Origin of the sequence: Alicyclobacillus sp. ALC3, assembly GCF_028751195.1 — a bacterium.
Classification (GTDB): Bacteria; Bacillota; Bacilli; order Alicyclobacillales; family Alicyclobacillaceae; genus Alicyclobacillus_L.
In genome coordinates this window covers 2,724,790-2,748,672 of the sequence record NZ_CP066784.1, presented here as the reverse complement: position 1 = coordinate 2,748,672, position 23,883 = coordinate 2,724,790, and the positions used below count along the sequence as shown (strand labels likewise).

Annotated in this window: 11 protein-coding genes; 3 read left to right on the top strand and 8 right to left on the bottom strand. The window is 59.9% G+C overall.

Translation table 11 applies throughout. From position 1 onward, the window contains the following. Positions 1-255: 255 nt before the first annotated feature. The 3 genes from JC200_RS12830 to JC200_RS12820 form a co-directional block, all read right to left on the bottom strand. On the bottom strand, positions 256-5,274 hold the full coding sequence (locus tag JC200_RS12830) for a beta strand repeat-containing protein (RefSeq protein WP_274432091.1): 5,019 nt from the start codon (positions 5,272-5,274) through the stop codon (positions 256-258). Positions 5,275-6,101: 827 nt separating this feature from the next. Next, a complete protein-coding gene (locus JC200_RS12825; protein ID WP_274432090.1) occupies positions 6,102-6,443 on the bottom strand; it encodes a hypothetical protein in 342 nt (113 codons plus the stop codon). 412 nt (positions 6,444-6,855) lie between these two features. After that, a complete protein-coding gene (locus tag JC200_RS12820; protein WP_274432089.1) occupies positions 6,856-7,116 on the bottom strand; it encodes a hypothetical protein in 261 nt (86 codons plus the stop codon). Between the two features lie 1,036 nt (positions 7,117-8,152). Here JC200_RS12820 and JC200_RS12815 point away from each other — a divergent pair. The 3 genes from JC200_RS12815 to JC200_RS12805 all read left to right on the top strand — a co-directional run bounded on the left by JC200_RS12815 (position 8,153) and on the right by JC200_RS12805 (position 11,965). Then, positions 8,153-9,088, top strand: a complete 936-nt coding sequence (locus JC200_RS12815; protein ID WP_274432088.1) for a glycosyltransferase family 2 protein — start codon at positions 8,153-8,155, stop codon at positions 9,086-9,088. Positions 9,089-9,272: 184 nt separating this feature from the next. After that, on the top strand, positions 9,273-10,397 hold the full coding sequence (glf, locus tag JC200_RS12810) for a UDP-galactopyranose mutase (protein ID WP_274432087.1): 1,125 nt from the start codon (positions 9,273-9,275) through the stop codon (positions 10,395-10,397). A 5-nt stretch (positions 10,398-10,402) separates the two neighbouring features. Next, positions 10,403-11,965, top strand: coding sequence for a sulfotransferase family protein (locus JC200_RS12805; RefSeq protein ID WP_274432086.1), 1,563 nt, complete (start codon positions 10,403-10,405; stop codon positions 11,963-11,965). Between the two features lie 1,496 nt (positions 11,966-13,461). Here JC200_RS12805 and JC200_RS12800 read toward each other — a convergent pair. From JC200_RS12800 to JC200_RS12780, 5 genes are all read right to left on the bottom strand, one after another. Beyond that, positions 13,462-17,442, bottom strand: coding sequence for a beta strand repeat-containing protein (locus tag JC200_RS12800; RefSeq protein WP_274432085.1), 3,981 nt, complete (start codon positions 17,440-17,442; stop codon positions 13,462-13,464). A 675-nt stretch (positions 17,443-18,117) separates the two neighbouring features. Then, the gene (locus JC200_RS12795) at positions 18,118-18,240 is read right to left on the bottom strand and encodes a hypothetical protein (RefSeq protein ID WP_274432084.1); all 123 of its coding nucleotides are present in this window, start codon (positions 18,238-18,240) and stop codon (positions 18,118-18,120) included. 291 nt (positions 18,241-18,531) lie between these two features. Then, the gene (locus JC200_RS12790) at positions 18,532-18,846 is read right to left on the bottom strand and encodes a hypothetical protein (RefSeq protein ID WP_274432083.1); all 315 of its coding nucleotides are present in this window, start codon (positions 18,844-18,846) and stop codon (positions 18,532-18,534) included. 63 nt (positions 18,847-18,909) lie between these two features. Further along, positions 18,910-19,266, bottom strand: a complete 357-nt coding sequence (locus JC200_RS12785; protein WP_274432082.1) for a hypothetical protein — start codon at positions 19,264-19,266, stop codon at positions 18,910-18,912. 271 nt (positions 19,267-19,537) lie between these two features. Then, entirely contained in the window at positions 19,538-23,542 is a 4,005-nt protein-coding gene (locus JC200_RS12780; RefSeq protein ID WP_274432081.1) for a beta strand repeat-containing protein, read from the bottom strand. Positions 23,543-23,883: the final 341 nt, after the last annotated feature.

Below are 23,883 nucleotides of genomic sequence, written 5' to 3'. Positions count from 1 at the left end.
CCTCCCCCGCTACTCCCGCAACTCTCGCGGCAAAACAGCCTCACCACTCAAAATGGGGCCACCGCAGTGGCCCCACCCATCTAGTCCTGTCTTTAGTTATCCTAAAATGACTCGAGATCCCGTCTTTCAGTCGCCCTCATGTGGTCTTTGGACAACACGAGTTCTGTCCTTCGTTCGCGCCCGGGCGGTACATCCCTCACTCGCCCGCGGTGCCCCGTGCGGCGCGAGTCCCGCCGCGGCGCATCCGTCCCGCCCTTACTCCGCGCCCGGCAGCAAGAAGTTCCAGACGTGCCCGTTCCACGTCGTCACAATCCCAAGCTCCGTCAGCACCTGCTGCACATACCAAATCGGCATGTACGTCGTCAGCACACCATCCGTCGGATCACGGTGCGCCACCGTAGGCGCATGCAACACCAGCACTCCGTTCACATACACCGGTGTGCCGTGGTTGTTGAAGATGAGGTGCGGCGTCACACCGGCGAACGCTCCACTGCTCGTGTTCACCGTCAAGTCCCAGCGGTTCAGGTTGCCGTTCCACGCTGCGTTCACGCCCGCCAATTGCAGCACGTTCTGCACGTACCAAATCGGCATGTACGTTGTCTGGTTGTACACCATCGATGGCGAGAGGCTGAACACTTGGCCGTTTACTGCAATCACCCGATCGTACGCTGGCAACATCTTCGGCATCACGAACAGGTGGAAGGTCTTTGTCGCGACGTCACCGCCTTTGTCCGTCACCCGCAGCGTGAATGTGGACATCCCCATCGTCTGCGGTGTGCCAAAGAGGGTGCCGTTCGCTGCCAGCATAAGTCCCCGCGGTAGCGTGCCCGACGCCAGCGACCACTGGTACGTGCCATCGCCGCCAGAAGCCGTCAAGGTTCCAGAGTAGCCAGTGCCTGCCGTAGCGCCGGGCAACGAGGCTGCGCCAATCCCCAGCGGCTGCGACTGTGGCGGCGCAGGCGGCGCAGGCGGCGCAGGCGGTGTCGGTGTGACGGGCGGTGTGACAGGCGGTGTGACAGGCGGCGTTACCGGCGTCGCACCGGCCTCGACGGTCAGCGTGTCGGTCGCCGTGGCCGTGTGGCCCGCAGTATCTCTCACTTCCACCGTGAATGTGTATGTTCCACTCGCTGTCGGCGTGCCTTGCACCACGCCGTCCGGGTTCAGCACCAGCCCCGCAGGCAGCGCCCCGCTGACAAGCGACCACGTGTAGGCCGGTTTACCACCGTTGGCAATCAGCGTCTGCTCGTACAGCGAGCCCGCTGTCCCATTACGGAGCGTGATACTCTGCACGGTCAAAGGAGAAACCGCCTGCTCAATCACCCACGTCGCAGACTCCAGCCGCGTCGCGCCAAGGGAGTCCGTCACCTGCACAGTAAACACGTACGTCCCAACAGCATTGGACTGACCCGAGAGCACACCGTCTGATGTGAGCGTATAGCCAGGCGGCAGCGTGCCACTTGCCAGCGACCACGTGTACGGGCCTTGTCCCCCCATCTCCGTGAAGGTGAAGGTATCCGGCCAACCCGCCAGCACCGTCTGCCGGACCGAACTCAGCGCCCCCAGCGCCGGAGCAACGTCCAGCGTAAAGCTGCGCGACTCCACAGCGTATCCATCTGACACCGTTGCCGTAAACGTGAAGGTGCCAGAAGCAGTCGGACTGCCGCTCAACACGCCACCAGGCGACAGCGATAAACCATCCGTCTCACCAGACGTCGTGCCGCTCGCCAAGGCCCAGGTGTAACTGCCTGACCCACCCGATGCGGCCAACTTGTCAGTATAGGCGAAGCCAACTTCGCCCTCCGGTAGCACTGACGTCGTCTCCAGGGCGAGTGCTGGCAACACATCCAATGAAACAGTCTCGGAGCCGAGAATGCCAAGGCTCGAATCAGCCTCAAGCGTAGCCGAGTACTGCCCAGCCGCCCTCACACTGCCCGTCCAGGTCCCACTCGGCGTGAGAGCAAGTCCGTCCAGTGAAGTCGGACTCATCGACCAGGTGTACGTGCCACCGCCTCCGGCACCGACAACACCACCGCCGCCGACAGCGCCACCGGTGGCACTCGGCGTCCACGGTAGACCGCTCACGGAACCGGACGGCGGCAACTCGATGGTGGTCGAAGACGGCACCGTCACCACCACCGGGCTCGCAACGTCAAGCGTCAACACCCGCGTGTCGCGCAGACCCAAGCTGTCCGTCACAGTCGCGCTGACCGTGTAGACGCCCGCCGTCGTCGCAGCGCCAGAGATGGCGCCAGTGGCGGACCTAATCGTGAGCCCGGTCGGCAAGCCGGTGGCACTCCACGTGTCACCACCGGATCCGCCTGAAACAGCGAGCGACGCCGAGTACGCCGCGCCCGACACAGCCAAACCAAGCGACGCCGGCGCAATCGTCGGGTACATCGCCTGCAGATACGGCATGCCAGCGTTAATCACGCCACTCGGGTCGATGGCCCACGTGCCACTGAAATCGAAGCCGACAAATGACGGCTGCATCGTCAGTTGCGAGGAAGTTAACCAACTGGCCGTGCCAGAAGTGACTAGCGTTCCACTGCCTACAAGACTATGTTGAGTCAGTCCGCTAGGGATGTTGATGGTAGCGTTGGCATACACATCTGTCCAAGATCCCGCGCCCGTTTCGACCTCGCCAGCAAGTCCACCGACAGAACTGGAGATCCCGCCGGTCAGCGTTTGTACCGCGTATACGTCCGTGATCTGATTGCCTGTCCAGGCGTGCCCAATGAGACCACCAACGAGTGCATGGTCCCCACCTGATGTACGTCCGGTAGCGTAAGCATTTGTCACCGTGACGTTGGTCAGCGACCCGACCAGTCCGCCGTCACTGCTGTATGGCCCGCCACTCACGGTGGCGCTCGCAAACGACGCCGTGATACTGCCGTCCGTAATGTTGCCGACCAACCCGCCGTCGCTGCCCGTGTTGCCGCCAGTCACGGTAGCGTTCGCATACGATCGGTTAATTTCCAGGTTACCGCGAAATGACGCTCCCCCGACCAGACCCCCGTTGTTGCTTTCGTACCCACCTGTGACGGAAACGCTCGCATGGGAGTCAGCAATCGTCACAGCGGCTTCTGTCACGCCCACCAAGCCGCCATTCGCGGCAGCCCCTTGCAGGGTGCCAGTCGCATAAGAGTCGGCGATAGTGCCCGTCAATAACGCCCCCACCAGCCCGCCTTGTGCGGATGAATAGATCCCATTCGGTGTGGTCAGCGTGACATAGGCATGGGAGTCGTTAATACCCATATAATAGGCGTCCCCGACCAGCCCGCCGATGGTTGAATGGTTCGAGCCGGTCAGCGTGGCATTGGCGAAGGAGTTTGTGATTGTGCCCGAGATCACGCCGCCGACTAAGCCGCCAGCACCGACCTGTATTGACGGAATCGTCACCGTTGCGTCCGAGTTTTCGATGCTTCCGTATTTCAAGGAACCGACCAAGCCGCCCGCAAAGGATGCGCCCGAAATCGTCCCACTATAGGAAGCGTTATCAATGGTGCCCGAGAGGGTTCCAACCAGGCCGCCTGCACTCGCATACGCACTGAAGTCCGTCTGCACACGCCCAACAAGGTGCACATTCTCCACGACGCCACCGTTGACTACGCCGAAGAACCCTTCATTGGAATGTGACCCAGATACCGTCAGACCTGTGATCGTGTAATTCTGCCCATCAAATGTGCCAGCGAATGGATTTCCATAGTAGCCAAACGGTGTCCAGTCCGCGGCTGAGCCACTCGGCGCCGCGATGTCATTCATCAGTTCGATATTGGAGTGGAGGAACTGTCGCTGGTTCTGGTCGATGACCTCGAGCTGTTGCCAATTGTATATTTCGATCACGCCGCTCGTCGTTGCAGGCAGCACATCCATCGTGTAGGTCTGAGCTGTCCCCCATCCTAGGCTGCTGTCCACCGACACCGTCACAGTGTGTACCCCTACGGCTGTTGTCGTGCCGTCAATCGTTCCGTTTGGTTGTATGGTCAGTCCGCTTGGCAACCCAACTGCGGACCACGTTCCGAGCCCCATCCCTGACACCGTTTGACTGAACGGCTGCCCTTCTACCGCAACATGCAACCCTGCCGTCATCACGGTTGGCACCATCCACGAGAGGTACGGCATGCCTCCGTTGATGACACCGCTCGGGTCGATGCCCCACGCTGACCTGAAATCGAAGCCGACATAGGACGACTGCATCGTCATTTGTCCAGTCGTCAGCGCGCTCACGGCGCCGGACAGAGTAGGTGAGCCGCCGCCAAACAAGGTGTTGCTGGTGACCCAAGTGCCATTCACATCAACGCCCGCATAAGCGTCCGTCACGACGCCCGCAGCGGTGCCCGCGAGACCACCAGCATAGGCGGGATTGCCGTCCGCTGCGGACGCAGCAACTGTCCCACTTGCGTACGAGCGTAAAATGCTCCCGCCTTGCATCTGACCGACCAGGCCACCCCCGTAGGCGACAGTCGGATCACCAAGCGCCTTGGCATTGACCCCAACGCCCGCATAGGAGTCCGCAATGCTGCCACTGTGCATCACACCGACCAGGCCCCCAGCGTACGCAGGGAATCCCGCGTTACCGCTAGCTTTCACTGTGCCGCTTGCAGAAGAGTCCGAAATACTCCCGCCCTGCATGTCACCCACTAGGCCACCAACCTGCGTAGCGTTCGAGGTCTGAAGGTCCGAGTTGACTGTGCCGCTCACGTACGAATCGGTAATGCTGCCACTGATGACGTCACCGACCAACCCGCCAGCATTGACGCCTCCGTTCACACTATCCACGACACTCATGGCCTCGATGGTACCTCCGTTCAGGGAGGCGAAAAACCCTTCGTCCTGGGCCGTCCCCGACACAATAACTCCCGAGATCGCAAAGCCTTGGCCGTTGAACGTCCCTGCAAATGGACCCAGCGGCGTCCAGTCCGCGGTTGCACCTGACATGTCGATGTTGTTTGTCAGTTCAATGTTCGCGTTCAGGTAGTCCGGCGCTGTTGTCGATCCCGGTATAATCGCGCTCATCGGATGCATGTCGATGAACGCCAGGTTCGCTACGCTCGACACCAGCACCCACTGTGTGCCGCCCGGGTTCGTCACGACGATTGGCTGCTGTGGCTGCTGTGGCTGCTGTGGCTGCTGTGGCTGCACCGTTGGAACCGTCCCTGCACTCGCCTGTGGCGGGGCAAAATTCATGGCGGTGCCCAGCGTGATCATGACAGCGGTCGTTGCATTGAGCGCCCGCCGCCCCTTACCTGTTCTATTCAGTTTCTGCCTTCGCAACCTCTGTCTCCTCCTTCTCAATTCGCTAGTTGTGTTCGGTTGGTGCATTTGAAAGACAAGGAAGTCCACGCTAGGTGAGTGGATGGAAGGATGAATTTAGTTCATAGATGGTATGGATGTCTTCTTTTTCTACTTACTAATAATACACAATTATGTGTGGCATCGATGACAAATTATCACTTTCTAGTGTCGTTTTTGTCGCTATTCGCCTGATTTTCGCCGTGCAGCGACATTTTTTCCTTTAGCGGGTGGCGGGCGACCCCTCACCAGCCCTGTTAGCGACGCCTGTGGCGCTAATTTAACCTAGCCTTCACACCAGCCGCCGCTCGATCCCGCTCGTCCTCCCGACTTCTGCCCCAACAGTCAAAATGGGGGCACCGCAGTGGCCCCACCCATCTAGTCCTGTCTTTAGTTCTTTCCGGACGGCACGAGTCCCGGCCTCACTACACCGCTTGCGGCGCTAGCCATGTCGCCGTGGTCACATCCGTCCCGCCCCTCAGTTCATCCCCGGCAGCAGGAAGTTCCAGACGTGCCCGTTCCACGTCGTCGTAATGCCGAGCGACTGCATAACCTGCTGCACATACCAAATCCCCATGTACGTCGTCATCACACCATCCGACTAGTCCCGATGCGCCACCGTCGGCGCATGCAACACCAACACTCCGTTCACATATACACTGGTGTGCCGTGGTTATTGAAGATGAGGTGCGGCGTCACACCGGCGAACGCTCCGCCTCGACGGCCAAAACAAGGGCGGTCACCCCGTAGCGCCGCCTCCGTTGTGCGATTGCCTAAGTGGTTGATTGAAGTGTTTCCAGGGGATCGCGCTACTTGTGCCTGGGCTTGTCCGAGCCAGGCGAAGCGCCTGTGCGCCCCCTACGATTCCGGGATTTGGCCAAGTCGACCCTCATATCTTTACTCGACTTGAGCCTCTTGAACCGCGTGTCAGCCACCCGGAAGACAAAACCGTCATCACGCTTCTCTATGGTAGGGACGTAGACGATGCGCAGAACGTCCACGGTCTCATTCGTCACCCGGCAGACGATGCGAATGCCCGCCTTCTTGAGCTTAATCTCCTTGCACCCGTGCAGTCTAGTCGACTGCTTGTTGATCAATTCCTTACCAATCTCGTCCGCCCGCAGCTCCAGAGCGTCGAAAAAGTCGTCCACAATCTTGGCAACCGAATTGTCTAGCCTCAGGTACTCCTTGTAGGCGTCTTCGTCGAACCGAAGTTCAAACCGCCGGTCAACTCATCCGGGCGTCCTGTTCGGCGCACGCCATGCCACGGTATGGCCGTCTCAGGGTGGAGTTCTAGCCGCTCAATGCGCTCCTCCAGAACCCTCGCCTCTTCCCTCTCTTCCAACGCGTAGTTGTAGACGGTGATCGGGCTTAGCCCGCATTCAACAACGATCCGAGATGTTTACCCCTATTTTGGATGAGAAGCAACGTCGTCGACTGGCCGGAGCGCGGGCCATTGCGCAGGCCATTGCGCAGGCCATTGCCTACGGGCCAGGAGGTCCGGAACGTCTGGCCACATTACTGCGCATGTCAGACCGTACGTTCGGCGTGGGATGCGCGAGATTAAGACCCCGGAGGAAGTCGAGCCAGAACGCGTCCGTCGGGTAGGAGGAGGGCGTAAATCGGCCGCAGATACACACCCGCAGTTGCGTGGTGACCTTCATCCGCCATCCGCCATCCGCCATCCGCCATCCGCCATCCGCCATCCGCCATCCGCCATCCGCCATCCGCCATCCGCCATCCGCCATCCGCCGGCCCCGCGCAAATGGCGTCAAATTGAGGCGGATTGTGCGGTACAATGTCTGAAACGGACGTCACGGACACGGAGCGGCCTTCGGGGTCTCTGTCCCTTCAGCCTTCGGGGCCTGTGCCCCATCACATAGCCGAGCCTTGCCGCCTGCTATATGTCGATTTCGATCACATAGCCGAGCCGTAGCACCCGCTATGTGTCGATTTCGATCACATAGCCGAGCTGTCCCGCCCGCCATGTGTCGATTTCGATCACATAGCCGAGCCTTGCCGCCTGCTATGTGTCGATTTCGATCACATAGCCGAGCCGTAGCACCCGCTATGTGTCGATTTCGATCACATAGCCGAGCCGTTTCGCCAGCTATGTGTCGATTTCGATCACATAGCCGAGCCTTGCCGCCTGCTATGTGTCGGTTTCGATCACATAGCCGAGCCGTAGCGCCAGCTATATGTCGATTTCGATCACATAGCCGAGCCGTAGCACCCGCTATGTGTCGATTTCGATCACATAGCCGAGCCTTGCCGCCTGCTATGTGTCGGTTTCGATCACATAGCCGAGCCTTGCCGCCTGCTATGTGTCGGTTTCGATCACATAGCCGAGTTGTCCCGCCAGCTATATGTCGATTTCGATCACATAGCCGAGCCGTTTCGCCAGCTATATGTCGATTTCGATCACATAGCCGAGCCGTAGCGCCAGCCATGTGTCGATTTCGATCACATAGCCGAGCCGTAGCGCCAGCTATATGTCGATTTCGATCACATAGCCGAGCCGTAGCACCCGCTATGTGTCGATTTCGATCACATAGCCGAGTTGTCCCGCCCGCCTTGTGTCGATTTCGATCACATAGCCGAGCCTTGCCGCCTGCTATGTGTCGGTTTCGATCACATAGCCGAGCCGTTTCGCCAGCTATGTGTCAGTGGAAGGGTTTCTGACCGACGGTCGGTCTCATGACCTCAGGTGGCCGCGTCGAAGCGAACTACGATGTGATGGTGCAGAAGGACCGGTGCACAAAGTCGACCGACACAAAGAGATAGCGACTAGAATCCGTCACAATTTCTAGTGAGAGCTACAGATGAGAGCTACAGATGAGAGCGACAAAGGAGAGCACCCATGCAAGGTCTGACCGCGACCCAAGCTTTGTCCAACGCCAACTGGGCCCCTACTCTTTCCATTTTGATCCCGGCGTACAACGCCGCCCCGTTCCTCGACGAGACAATTGAGTCGGCGTTGTCCCAGACCTTCGCCGATCGCGAAATCATCCTGCTTGACGACGGTTCGACGGACGACACGCTCGCCATCGCGCGGCGGTACGAGCAACACGGCCTCCGGGTGTATACGAATGGCCACAACAGAGGCGCGGTATTTACATACAACCAACTGCTGTTGCGCGCGCAGGGCAAATATGTGACATTTTTGGACGCCGATGATATCTACCTCCCGCCGTACTGCGAGCGGGTGCTGTCTGCGATGAATGAACGAAACGCCCACATCGGCTTCGCCAATCTGTTGGTCCTCGAAGGCACACAACGGCTGTCGACCACCCTGTACGGCACGCCGCGTGATCCCAGGTTTGCGCACATGTACGGCGGACCGGACGCACGATTCCCAAACGACAACCCAGCGGTCTGGCGCAGCCTCATCCTCCAAGGCGTGCACATCAGTCCGCGGGCGCTGTACCGCAGGGAGTTGTTCGTCAACTTCGGACTCGAGGACACAAGGCTGCGCATCACGCACGACTGGCTCCGCCACATCAACTTCGTCCTGCACGGAGCCCAGTGCGTTTACGTCGATGAACCACTCGGCTACTACCGGCTGCACCCAGGCGGGAATTCGCAGCGTGATCCGATGCAGACCGCAATTGAGAATACCAAACTATTTGAAATCGTCCAACGAGACTTTGGCCACCTGCTGAACGAAGCCGAACGGGAAGGTGTGCACAACGTGTATCGCGAGATGCGCGCCAGGGTGCTCGACGGGATCGGCAAGTCACAGCTGAACAACCGGGAAGTTATCCAGTTCCTCCTCGAACGAAGCTTTGGCCTGTGAACCCAACCAGGCCTGTGAACCCAACCAGGCCTGTGAACCTAAACAGGCCTGTGAACCCAAACAGGCCTGTGAACCCAAACAGACTGATACCGCCGGCCTGTCTCTGCACTGGCTTAAGGTGATGGGCTTGTGATGGACGGGTGAGGAGGAACGCGTGAGGATAAGCGCGTAAGGAGGAATGGGTGTGACGACGTACGACTACCTCATTGTTGGTGCCGGTTTCACTGGGGCGACGCTGGCTGAGCGACTGGCATCGCAACGAGGAAAACGGGTGCTTGTCATCGATAAGCGATCACACATCGGCGGCAACGCCTACGATACTCACAACGCAGCTGGCCTCCTCGTGCACCGCTACGGCCCGCACATTTTTCATACTAATAGTGCGCGCGTCTTTCACTACCTGAGCCAGTTCACCACGTGGCGCGCGTACGAACACCGGGTGCTCACCAGTGTGGAGGGGAAGCGGGTACCGATGCCGATTAACCTGGACACGCTAAACGAACTGTACGGCACAAACCACGACAGCGCATCCGCAACGGCCTACCTGGAGTCCGTGCGGATCAACATCGACCGAGTGCGCAATTCAAGGGACGTTGTGGTGCGCCAGGTCGGCACCGATCTGTATGAGAAGCTCTATCGCAACTACACGAAAAAACAGTGGGGCGTCGAACCGGATGAGCTTGCACCAGAAGTGTGCGGCCGCATCCCCGTGCGAACGGACCGTGACGACCGCTACTTTACAGACACCTACCAAGCCATCCCGGCGGACGGATACACAGCTTTGTTTGCCCAGATGCTCGATCACGATGGCATCGACGTCCTCCTCTCCACTGCGTTTGACGACGTGCGCCAGCGCGTCGACTACCGCCACTTGGTCTACACAGGCCCTGTCGATGAGTTTTTTCACTACCAACTCGGCCGCCTGCCCTACCGTTCTCTCCGCTTTCGCGAAGAAACGGTCGATGCAGAGCAGGTTCAGCCCGTGGCCACGGTCAACTACCCGAATGATCACGACTATACGCGCGTCACTGAAATGAAGCACATCACGGGTCAATCGAACCCGCAAACGGCACTTATCTACGAGTACCCGAGTGCCGAGGGCGACCCCTTCTACCCCGTGCCGACCGAGGCGAACAAGGCGCTCTACGCCCGCTACGCGAGCCTTGCGAAGGACACACCCAATGTGACCTTCGCCGGACGACTCGGCAGCTACCAGTATCTCAACATGGACCAAGCGGTTGGACAGGCCCTGCACGTTTTCGACGTTCTCGAGTCCGCCCATGGCTCGAATCAAGGCGAGTGGAGGTGATGACGTTGAGTCAGGCTGTATGCATTCTCGGCATGCACCGCAGCGGTACGTCTGCGTTCACCCGTGGGATGGGCGCACTTGGCGCCTACCTCGGCGAGTCCTTTCTGCCAGCGAATGAGTCGAACCCGAAAGGATACTTTGAACACCTCGGAATTTACAACCTGCACACCACACTGTTGAACAACCTGTTGGTCGGGTCCGACCAACCCAATCCCACCTTACCGGACGATTGGGCCGATACGCACCCAGCGGCACTGCGCGCCAAGAGCCACTTCACCACACTTGTGCGCGAGGAGTTCCTGCCTCACGCCGTGTGGGCTTTTAAAGATCCGCGGACCTGCATCACGCTACCGCTGTGGCTGCGTGTGTTCGAGGAAACCGGCGTGGACGCATGCTTCGTCATCATGGTCCGCAACCCGCTTGAGACGGCGCTGTCCCTCGAGCGGCGGGACGGGATCCCTATTCAGAAAGGTCTCGCCCTCTGGCTGTCCTACACCCTCTCGGCACTCTACCACACGCGAGGTCGAAGGCGTGTCCTGATTCCCTATACCAACTACCTCGCCGACTGGAAGTCGACACTGCTCCATACCCGCGAGGCGCTAAATCTGCCACTCTGGCCGGAAGACGCTGCGCTGGAAGCGCACATGGCGGAGTTTATCGACGCGAGCCTGCGCCACCACGCGTCAACGCGGGAAGATTTGCGGAAGGCGACCGGAGCAGCCATGGTGGACACCGTGTACGACCTCATCGAACGCGCGGCTGCCGACCGAACTGCGGACGACGACGCGTTCCAGTCAGCCATCGAGCGCGCCTATGGTGACTTTCGCTTCATCGCAGCCAACTCCCTGACCGAATTGACACACTGGAAGGCTATGTTCGTTGAGCGAGCAGGAGACATGCTGACACCGGTGCATCAATGCGAGATCACGCATGCGTCAACGGGCGAGTATCAGGAACTGTCATTCGACATCAGCCATAGCGCCCCGGATGCGACCGGCGACTCTGCACGCGACTCTGCACGCGACTCTGCACGCGACTCTGCACGCGACTCTGCACGCGACTCTGCACGCGACTCTGCACGCGACTCTGCACGCGACTCTGCACGCGACTCTGCACGCGACTCTGCACGCGACCCGGTGACGTACGCTTGGAATGGCGTGCCTAGGCAGTTTGCCATTGCCTTCCGGCTACCGGTCACCGTTGTTGACGTCATTGGGGTGGAAGTGCGGGGGGAAGGCACGCATGTGATAGCGTCCTGGTCTCACGACACGGATTGGAACGGTCTGTCCGTCGGACGCGGATTTTGGCCATGGCGAGACGGTAGCCCGTGGCTGCGGTTGCTGACACTCGGCGACGACCTCACGCTGCGGTTTCGTGTTGGCGATGAGACGGCGCGGTCTCACAGCAATGACGGAGGAAACGGATTTCGAAGTCCTGCTGCCGACGCGTGCGGCGCACTGCAAGTGCGCATCAAACTGCGCATTCACCTAGAAAACTCACCGCTCGTCATCAGCGCCTACAAGTTGACGGCGAGGCAGCTAGCGGCCGAACATCACCGCGTTCAGTAACAACCTAGATGTCGCAGGTCGATCGAGACCGCCACGCGGCGCTGGTCACTTCAGACGACCACTTCAGATGACCACTTCAGTAGCGGGTTCTACCGTGACGACCCCTACCGTACGATCACGAACGTCCAGGACTCCCAGCTCCAGCGGAAGTGTCGTTTTTGTCGCTATCCGCCAGATTTTCGCCGCCTAGCGACATTTTTACCCTTCGCGGGCGGTCCGCACCCCCGTGTCCCCCCGTTAGTTCAGCGACGCCTGTGTCGTTAACTCAAACCCGCCCCCGCTACTCCCGCAACTCTCGCTGCAAAACGGCCTCACCACTCAAAATGGGGCCACCGCAGTGGCCCCACCCATCTAGTCCTGTCCTTCCTTCATCCTGTCCCTCGTTCGTGCCAGGCGCCTCAAGTCCTGTCCTCGGCGCATCATCCTCGCCCCCACTTTATCCCCGGCAACAGGGAGTCCCAGACGTGTCCGTTCCACGTCATAGCAATTCCAAGCGATTGTAGTACTCGTTGCACGTACCAAATCCCCTTTAAATCAGACTGGGTGAAGCTTTGCACCTCGGTTGAGGCCTCGACTCGCGGGGACTCGGTCGGGCCGCACCGGGACACGGTCGTATGATGGAAATTGCAGACGGCGATATCACATAGCCGAGCCCTGCCGCCTGCTATGTGTCGATTTCGATCACATAGCCGGGCCGTCCCGCCAGCTATATGTCGATTTCGATCACATAGCCGAGCCGTAGCACCCGCTATGTGTCGATTTCGATCACATAGCCGAGCCTTGCCGCCTGCTATGTGTCGGTTTCGATCACATAGCCGAGCCGCAGCGCCAGCCATGTGTCGATTTCGATCACATAGCCGAGCCGTAGCGCCAGCCATATGTCGGTTTCGATCACATAGCCGAGCCCTGCCGCCTGCTATGTGTCGGTTTCGATCACATAGCCGAGCCGTCCCGCCTGCCATGTGTCGATTTCGATCACATAGCCGAGCCGCAGCGCCAGCTATGTGTCGGTTTCGATCACATAGCCGAGCCGTCCCGCCTGCCATGTGTCGATTTCGATCACATAGCCGAGCCGTCCCGCCAGCTATGTGTCGGTTTCGATCACATAGCCGAGCCGTCCCGCCAGCTATATGTCGATTTCGATCACATACCCGGGCCGTTGCTCCCGCGGTAGTGTCGTTTTTGTCGCTATCCGCCTCAAAATCGTCGTACAGCAACATTTTTACCCTTCGCGGTCGGTCCGCGCCCCCGCTACTCCCGCAACTCTCGCGGCAAAACAGCCTCACCACTCGAAATGGGGCCACCGCAGTGGCCCCACCCATCTAGTCCTGTCTTCAGTTATCCTAACATGACTCGACATCCCGTCTTTCAGTCGCCCTCATGTGGTCTGTGGACAACACGACTTCTCTCCTTCGTTCGCGCCTGTGCGGTACATCCCTCACTCGCCCGGCCCCGTACGGCCCGAACCGTGTCGCCTCGTCGCATCCCTCTCGCCCTCACTCCACGCCGGGCAGCAGGAAGTTCCAGACGTGCCCGTTCCACGTCGTCGTAATGCCAAGCGACTGCAGCACCTGCTGCACATACCAGATGGGCATGTACGTCGTCATCACACCATCTGTCGGATCACGGTGCGCCACCGTCGGCGCATGCAACACCAGCACTCCGTTCACGTACACTGGCGTGCCGTGGTTATTGAAGATGAGGTGCGGCGTCACGCTCGCGAACGCTCCGCTGCTCGTGTTCACCGTCAAGTCCCAGCGGTTCAAGTTGCCGTTCCACACCGCGGTCACACCCGCCAATTGCAGCACGTTCTGCACGTACCAAATCGGCATGTACGTCGTGTGGTTGTAGACCATCGACGGCGAGAGGCTGAATACCTGCCCGTTCACTTCAATCACCCGGTCGTACGCAGGCAACAGCTTTGGCATCACGAACAGGTGGAAGGTCCGAGTCGCCACGTCACCGCTCTTGTCCGTCACCCGCAGCGTGAATGTGGACAGCCCCATTGACTGCGGCGTGCCAAAGAGTGTGCCTTTCGCCCCTAGCGAAAGTCCCCGCGGCAGTGCGCCCGACGCCAGCGACCACTGGTACGTGCCATCGCCGCCCGAAGCCGCCAATGTCCCAGAGTAGCCAGTGCCTGCTGTCGCGCCGGGCAGTGAGCCCGCGCCAATCACCAGCGGCTGCGACTGTGGCGGCGTAGGCGGTGTGACAGGCGGTGTCACTGGCGTCGCGCCGGCCTCGACCGTCAGCGTGTCGGTCGCCGTGGCCGTGTGACCTGCGGAATCTTTCACTTCCACCGTGAACGTGTATGTCCCGCTCGCCGTCGGCGTCCCTTGCACCACGCCGTCCGAGTTCAGCACCACCCCCGCAGGCAGTGACCCGCTCACAAGCGACCACGTGTAGGCTGGTTTCCCACCGTTGGCAATCAGTGTCTGCTCATACAGTGAGCCTTGTGTCCCATCACCAAGCGTGATACTCTGCACGGTCAGCGGCGATACCGCCTGTTCAATCACCCACGTCGCAGACTCCTGCCGCGTCGCACCAAGCGAGTCAGTCACCCGCACAGTGAACGCATATGTCCCGACAGCATTGGACTGGCCCGAGAGCACACCACCTGAGGTGAGCGTATAGCCAGGCGGCAGCGTGCCACTCGCCAGCGACCACGTGTACGAACCGTATCCCCCCATCTCCGTGAAGGTGAAGGTGTCCGGCCAACCGGACAGAACCGTCTGCCGGACCGGCGCAAGCGGGGACAGCGCCGGAGCGACGTCCAACGTAAAGCTGCGCGACTCCGTCGCGTATCCATCTGCCACCGTCGCCGTGAAGGTAAACGTGCCGGAAGCATTCGGGTTGCCGCTCAACAGACCGCCAGACGACAGCGACAAGCCGTCCATCTGCCCCGACGTCGTGCCGTTTGCCAACGCCCAGGTGTAGCTACCTGACCCACCCGACGCGCTCAACTTGTCATTATAGGCGAGGCCGGTCTCTCCCTCCGGTAGCGCTGACGTTGTCTTCAGGACAAGTGGCGGTAACACGTCCAAGGACACAGTCTCGACGCCGAGAACACCTAGGCCCGACTTCGCCTCAAGCGTCGCCGAGAACTGCCCCGGCCCGGCAACCGCCCCCGTCCAGTCCCCAATCGGCGTGATCCCAAGTCCGTCCAACGAAGTCGGGCTCATCGACCACGTGTACGCGGCACCTCCACCGGCACCACCACCTGTGGCACTCGGCGTCCACGGCAGGCCGCTCACAGAACCAGACGACGGCATCTCAATCGTCGTCGAGGACGGCACCGAGACGACCACAGGGTTCACCACGTCGAGTGTCAACACCCGCGTGTCGCTGAGGTCCATGCTGTCGGTCACAGTCGCCGTGACCGTGTAGACGCCAGTCGTCGTGACCGTGCCAGAGATGGCGCCAGTGGCCGGATTAAACGAGAGGCCGGTTGGCAAGCCGGTGACAGACCATGTGTCACCGCCGGATCCGCCTGAAACAGCGAGTGACCCGGAGAAAGCTACGCCCGACACGGCGACACCAAGCGACGTCGACGCAATCGTCGGATACAGGCCCTGCAAATACGGCATGCCCGAGTTAGTCACACCGCTCGGGTCCATCGCCCACGTCCCGGTAAAGTCGAAGCCGACAAATGACGGCTGCAGAGTCATCTGCGAAGAGGTCAGTGCGCCAAACGATCCGGACGGCGCAGAGCCACTCCCAAACAGCGTGCCGCTCGTAACCGCAGTTCCATTGACGTTCCCACCGACATAACCGTCTGTGATGGTGCCTGCAAATGTGTTGCCGACTAGCCCACCCGCGGCGGCGGACAGAAAGGAATTGGCCGTGACATCAGCGTTCACGTAAGATGTCGTGACGCTGCCACTAGACATTTGACCCACCAGTCCACCACCATCAGCGTAGCCACCACCGGGTGCTGAACTGTTGACTGTACCCCGCATGTATGCGTTGGTGACACCGCCACTGAGCATTTCGGCCACCAAGCCGCCAGCGTAAGTCCCGACACCTGCGGTAGGGCCAGCACTCACTGTGCCGCTCATGAATGACTCTGAGACGCTCCCGCTCACGATTTCTGCCACCAAGCCACCCGCATAGGCAATCACGTCAGCGTCAGCAGTGACGCTGCCACTCATGTATGAAGCCGACACACTGCCCGCCTGCATCTGGCCGACTAGGCCGCCGACGTAGCTCTCAGTCATTCCTGCGGTACCGGACCCTGTGACTGTGCCGCTCGCGTGTGAATCCGTGATGCTGCCAGCTTGCATGTCGCCCGCTAGGCCTCCGAGAAAGCTGTCGGACGCTAACTTTTGATCGCTAATCTGCGTAGCTGCAGATGACCCAGTCACACTGCCAGCATTTATCTCCCCCACGAGACCACCGGCGTAGGTGTTACCGCTGGCGGCGCCAGGATGGAGGGTGCTCATCGCAGTCGATCCGGCGATGCTCCCCCCCTCCATCGATCCCGCAAAGCCACCGGCGTAGGTGCTACCGCCGGTCGTGTCAGACTGGAGCGTACCGCTCGCAGTCGAATTCGTAATGGTGCCCGTCTGCATGTCTCCGACAAAGCCGCCAAGAGACACGCTTCCCCCGCCATTCAGGTCGGTGAACACGTAGGTGGCGGTTGATCCCGAAATACTCCCGCCCATCATGTCCGCCACCAAGCCACCTGCATCAAGGGTTCCACCGGCGGTGCCTGTGAAGCTGCCGCTCACCGCGTGTGAATTGGTGATACTACCACTCTGCATTTCGCCCACCAGACCACCCATGTAGGCGACTGCGCCGGTATTGTCAGAGAGTGTGACATTTGCAGTCGATCCGGAAATGCTCCCGCCCTGCATATTGCCGACTAGGCCTCCTGTGTAAATTGGCCCATTAACGTTGTACGAGACGCTTCCACTGACGTACGCGTCTGTGATGTTACCGCCCGCCATATATCCGACGAGCCCACCTTCAGATGGGTAGTTGCTCTGGCTGGACGTCGTCACGGTATCGGACACTTGGACGTTTTCAATCGTGCCACTCGTACCTAGTGTGCCAAAGAAACCAGCATCGGAGGGACTCCCCGATACACTGACACCCGACACCGTGTACACTTGTCCGTCGAAGGTGCCAGCGAACGGATGGGCGCTATTCCCCAGCGGAGTCCAGTTCACGCCTGTCATGACAATGTTACTGGTCAGCTCAATGTTCGCGTGGAGGTAGTCCACCGCCACTCCCGATGCGATGGAGCTCATCGGGTACATGTCGATAAACTCCAGATTGGCCGCGCTCGACACCACGACCCAGGTGGAGCCGTCTTGCTTCGTAATCACGCTAGGTTGTTGGGGCGTCACCCCTGCTATCGGCACTGCCAGTGCCTGCGACGGGGCAAAACTCATCGCGGTGCCAAGCGTGACCATCACGGCTGTCGTTGCGTTCAACATCCGCCGCCCCTTGTTCCCTCTCCCTTGCTTTTCTCGCAAATTCGCTTCTCCTCTCTTCACAGCGCAACTTCATTTTGGATTGGATTATCAATAGCCGCAGTTCTGCACCGGTCTCGCAATTGCTTCTCTAAGTTGAACGAGTCCAGGACGCCTCACAGTTACGAGAGTGCGAACGCACGGGGATAGATGGTCTGGGGCAGTCGCTCATCGTGCCCATGTATCTACTTGTGTCTAATATACTCGAATTTTGAGACCTAGGTACATTCCATATCTACTAATTTGCGCCTGTAACTCTAGTAGTCGCCCCTAGTAGCAATGGTCAGGGGTGGACTGGGGACTGCGGCTCAGGCTGATGACGAAACCCGCAGCGGTTGCGCGGGATGAGCCGGGATGCGTCAGCGGCCCGCGCACGGCTTTCGGCAGCCTGCGCCGCCCGTGATAGTATCGGTTTTGTCGCTATTCGCCGCCAGAATCCCGTGCAGCGACATTTTTTCCATTCACGAGCGATCCGGCCCCCGCCGCCTCCCCCGTTCGCGACACCAGTGGCGCTAACTTTAACTAGCCCTCAAACACGCCCCTGTGCTGGTCCCGCAATCCTCGCCGCACACAGCCTCACCACTCAAAATGGGGCCACCGCAGTGGCCCCACCCATCTAGTCCTGTCCTTCCTTCGTGCCCGGCGCCTCAAGTCCAGCCCTTGGTGCCTTTCCTCCCCTCACTTCATCTCCGGCAACCCGAAATTCTGCGTGTGTCCGTTCCACGTCATCGCAGTTCCAAGCTGCAGCACCTGCTGCACGTACCAAATCCCCTCCAATTCAGACTGGGTGAGGCTTTGCACATCGGTTGAGACCTCGACTCGCGGGGACTCGGTCGGGCCGCGCCGGGATCACGGTCGTATGATGGAAATTGCAGACGGCGATATCCGCGTCAATGGTGCGACCGCTGCGTTACCGCCGATTTGCCGTGCGCTTCGGCGCCACATCGCCTCGAGCAATCGAATCCGCCATCCGCGCGCAAATGGCGTCAAATTGAGGCGAATTGTACGGTACAATGTCTGAAATGGACGTCATGAACACGGAGGGGGCCTTCGGGGTCTGTGCCCCATCACATACCCGAGCCCTGCCGCCGGCTATGTGTCGGTTTCGATCACATAGCCGAGCCTTGCCGCCAGCCATGTGTCGATTTCGACCTCATAGCCGAGCCGTAGCACCCGCCATGTGTCGGTTTCGATCACATAGCCGAGCCGCAGCGCCAGCCATGTGTCGGTTTCGATCACATAGCCGAGCCATCCCGCCTGCCATGTGTCGATTTCGATCACATAGCCGAGCCGTAGCGCCTGCCATGTGTCGATTTCGATCACATAGCCGGGCCTTGCTGCCCGCCATGTGTCGATTTCGATCACATAGCCGAGCCGTAGCGCCCGCCATGTGTCGGTTTCGATCACATAGCCGAGCCGTTGCGCCAGCTATATGTCGATTTCGATCACATACCCGGGCCGTTGCGCCAGCTATATGTCGATTTCGATCACATAGCCGAGTCGTAGCGCCCGCCATGTGTCGATTTCGATCACATAGCCGAGCCGTAGCGCCTGCCATGTGTCGGTTTCGATCTCATAGCCAAGTCCCGCAGCCCGCCATGTGTCGGTTTCGATCACATAGCCGGGTCTTGCTGCCAGCCATGTGTCGGTTTCGATCTCATAGCCGAGCCGTAGCACCCGCCATGTGTCGATTTCGATCACATAGCCGAGCCGCAGCGCCAGCCATGTGTCGATTTCGATCACATAGCCGAGCCGCAGCGCCAGCCATGTGTCGATTTCGATCACATAGCCGAGCCGCAGCGCCAGCCATGTGTCGGTTTCGATCACATAGCTGAGCCGCAGTGCCCCCGCAACTCCCGCAACTCTCGCGGCAAAACAGCCTCACCACTCAAAATGGGGCCACCGCAGTGGCCCCACCCATCTAGTCCTGTCTTTAGTTATCCTAAAATGACTCGACATTCCGTCTTTCAGTCGCCCTCATGTGGTCGTCGGGCAACACGAATTCTGTCCTTCGATCGCGCCCGGGCGGTACGTCCCTCACTGGCCCGCGACTGCCCCGTGCGACACGAGTCCCGCCACGGCGCATCTGTCCCGCCCCTCAGTTCATTCCCGGCAACTCAAAGTTCCAGACGTGCCCGTTCCACGTCGTCGTGATGCCAAGCGACTTCAGCACCTGCTGCACATACCAGATGGGCATATACGTCGTCATCACACCATCCGTCGGATCACGGTGCGCCACCGTCGGCGCATGCAGCACCAACACTCCGTTCACATACACCGGTGTGCCGTGGTTGTTGAAGATTAGGTGCGGCGTCACGCCCGCGAACGCTCCACTGCCCGTGTTCACGCTCAAGTCCCACCGGTTCAAGTTGCCGTTCCACGCTGCGTTCACGCCCGCCAACTTCAGCACGTTCTGTACGTACCAAATCGGCATATAGGTCGTCTGGTTATACACCATCGACGGTGAGAGGCTGAACACTTGGCCGTTCACTTCAATCACCCGGTCGTACGCTGGCAACAGCTTTGGCATCACGAACAGGTGGAAGGTCCGAGTCGCGACGTCACCGCCTTTGTCCGTCACCCGCAGCGTGAATGTGGACATCCCCATCGTCTGCGGTGTGCCAAAGAGGGTGCCGTTCGCAGCCAGCATAAGTCCCCGCGGCAGTGCGCCCGACGCCAGCGACCAGGTGTATGTGCCATCGCCGCCAGAAGCCGCCAATGTCCCAGAGTAGCCAGTGCCCGCCGTGGCACCAGGAAGCGAGCCAGCGCCAATCACCAACGGCTGCGACTGTGGCGGCCCAGGCGTAGGCGGTGTCACTGGTGGCGTTACCGGCGTCGCACCGGCTTCAACCGTCAGCGTGTCCGTCGCCGTGGCCGTGTGGCCCGCAGTATCTCTCACTGACACCGTGAATGTGTATGTCCCGCTTGCCGTCGGCGTGCCTTGCACCACACCGTCCGAGTTCAGCACCACTCCCGCAGGCAGTGAACCGCTGACGAGCGACCACGTATAGGCTGGTTTCCCGCCGTTGGCAATCAGCGTCTGCTCGTACAGCGATCCCGCTGTCCCATCACCAAGCGTGATGCTCTGCACCGTCAAAGGCGAAACCGCCTGTTCAATCACCCACATCGCAGACTCCAACCGCGTCGCACCAAGCGAATCCGTCACCTGTACTGTGAAGTCGTACCGCCCAGGCACGTTCGACTGGCCCGAGAGCACACCGTCTGATGTGAGCGTGTACCCAGGCGGCAGTGTGCCGCTGGCCAGCGACCACGTGTACGAACCGTATCCACCCATCTCCGTGAAGGTGAACGTATCCGGCCATCCAGCCAGCACCGTCTGCCGGACCGAACTCAGCGGTGACAGCGCCGGTGCGACATCCAGCGTGAAGCTGCGCGACTCCACAGCATATCCATCCGACACCGTCGCCGTGAAGGTGAAGGTGCCAGGCCCAACAGCCGGAGCACCACTCAACACGCCTGCGGACGACAGCGATAAACCATCCGTCTCACCAGACGTCGTGCCGCTCGCCAAGGCCCACGTGTAGCTACCCGACCCACCCGTCGCGCTCAACGACTGCTGATACCCAACACCGGTCTCTCCCTCCGGCAGCGGTGACGTCGTCTGCAAGACCAGCGCCGGCGCGACGTCCAGCGTAAAGCTGCGCGACTCCGTAGCATAGCCATCTGACACCGTCGCCGTGAAGGTGAAGGTGCCGGAAGCAGTCGGGTCGCCACTCAACACACCGCTAGACGACAGCGACAGACCGTCCGTCTGCGCCGATGTCGTGCCACTCGCCAACGCCCAGGTGTAGTTACCTGACCCACCCGATGCGCTCAACTGGTCATGATAGGCGAAGCCCGCCTCTCCTTCGGGCAGCGCTGACGTCGTCTTCAGAACAAGCGCCGATAACACATCCAATGACACAGTAGCTGAGCCTAGCACACCAAGCTTTGACGTCGCCTCAAGCGTCGCCGAGTACTGCCCTGTCGTAGCCACCGTGCCCGTCCAGGTACCGCTCGGCGTGAGTCCAAGCCCGTCCAAAGATGTCGGACTCATCGACCAGGTGTACGTGCCACCAACACCCCCGCCGCCGACAGCGCCACCTGTGGCGCTCGGCGTCCACGCCAGACTGCTCACGGAACCGGACGACGGCAACTCGATGGTGGTCGATGACGGCACCGTCACCACCACCGGGCTCGCAACGTCGAGTGTCAGCACCCGCGTGTCACTGAGGTCGAGGCTGTCCGTCACAGTCGCCGTGAGCGTGTAGACACCCGCCGTCGTGGCAGTGCCAGAGATGACGCCAGTGGCGGAATTAATCGTGAGGCCAGTCGGCAAGCCGGCGACACTCCACGTGTCACCACCGGATCCGCCTAAAGCAGCGAACGACGCCGAGTAGGTCGCGCCTGACACAGCCACATTGAGCGACGTCGTGTCGATCGTCGGATACATGCCCCGCAGGTAGGGCATCTCCTCGTTAATCACGCCACTCGGATCAATCGCCCACGTCGACGTGAAGTCGAATCCGACAAACGCTGACTGCGACGTCATCTGCGAAGCTGTCAACCAACTGACAATGCCGGAACTGAACAACGCACCACTGCCGGCCAGGTTCTGGGAGGGACTTGTATTGTTTGTGTACACATCTGTCCAAGTTCCCGCTCCCGTGTCTACCTCCCCAGCAAGTCTGCCGACAGAACTGGATGTCCCGCCGCTTAGCGTTTCCGACGCGTACGCGTACGAGATCTGATTGTCGGATTGCCAGGCGTGCCCAACGAGGCCACCGACGAATGCATTGTTCTGGCCAGATGTAGAGCCGGTGGCGTAAACGTTTGTCAACGTCCCGCTGGTCATCGTTCCAACCAGTCCGCCGTCGCGGCTGAATGACCCACCACGTACCGTAGCGCTCGCAAACGATGCGATAATACTGCCATTCGTCAGGCTTCCGACCAAACCACCGTCGTGACCCGTTGTCCCACCGGACACGGTGGCGTACGCATACGACTGACTAATTTCTAGGTCACCGCGAAATGTCGAATCCCCCACCAAACCCCCGTTGTAGTACCCACCACCGGCGGAAACGCTCGCATGGGAGTCTGTAATGGTCACACCGCCTTGTATCGAACCCACCAAACCGCCGTTTGCGTTGGCTCCTTGCACGGTGCCAGTCGCATAAGAGTCCGCGATGGTACCCGTCAATAACCCCCCCACCAGCCCACCGTCTGCGGACGCGTGTCCCCCATTCTGTGTGGTCAGCGTGACATAGACGTGGGAGTCGTTGATACCCACATAATAGGCGTCTCCAACCAACCCACCGAGGGTCGCGTGACTCGTGCCGGTCAGGGTGGCATGCGCGAAGGAGTTCGTGATCGTACCAGAACGTGCTTGGCCAACCAATCCCCCGGCAGAGAGTTGTTCGGTCGGAATCGTCACTGTTGCGTCTGAGTTTGTGATACTTCCGTATTTATAGCTTCCGACCAGGCCGCCAGCGAAGGCTGCCCCCGAAATCGTCCCGCTATAGGAGGCGTTATTCATGGTGCCAGAGAAGATACCAGCCAGCCCCCCCGCAGACGTATTCGCATAGTAACTTGAATACGTCTGCACACTGCCGACAATATGCACATTCTCTACAACCCCACCGCTGACGACACCGAAGAATCCTTCATTAAATAAAGTCCCGGATACCGTCAGGCCGGTGATTGTGTAATTCCGCCCATCGAATGTGCCCGAAAACGGATTGACACTGTGGCCAAACGGTATCCAGTCGGCTCCCGCCCCTGACATGTCAACGGTCCCACTGAGTTCAATGTTGGCGCCAAGATAGTCCACGGTTGATCCGGACGCAATCACCCCGGTTTGGTGGTTGTCGATATACCACAGGTTGGCGGGACTCGACACAACCACCCATTCGCTGCCGTTTTGCCCCGTCACAACCTTCGGTTGAACTTCCTGCGGTGCTGATGGCGGTGCTGGTGGCTTCGTCCCTGCCAGCGCTTGCGGTGTAGCAAAGCTCATGGCCGTACCAAGCGTGATCATCACCGCGGTCGTCGCATTCAGCGCCCGTCGCCCCTTACCTGTCTTTTTCTCTTTCTGGCTACGCAACCTCTGTATCCTCCTTCTTGACCCGCAACTCGTTTTTGCATTGAATAACGCGTGTTGTGCGGAATCGCTTTCATATCAGGTGACATATAGATGGAAGAATCTCAAAATCAGTCTGGTTATCTTGCGATTGGAGGGGGGACTCTCGATGTCAATTCATACCTTTCGCACTTCCAATCATACACAACGATCGGTTGCATAGATAGAGTTGGGAGACTATCGGCCACAGCCCTCTGCATGCGGCCCCCACAGTTAGACGCCATACATAGCGCAAAAGGTTCGCCGCGCGCTCCCGCCGTCACGTGCCATCGTCGAACGGTTTACCTCTAGCTCCCATCCGCCCC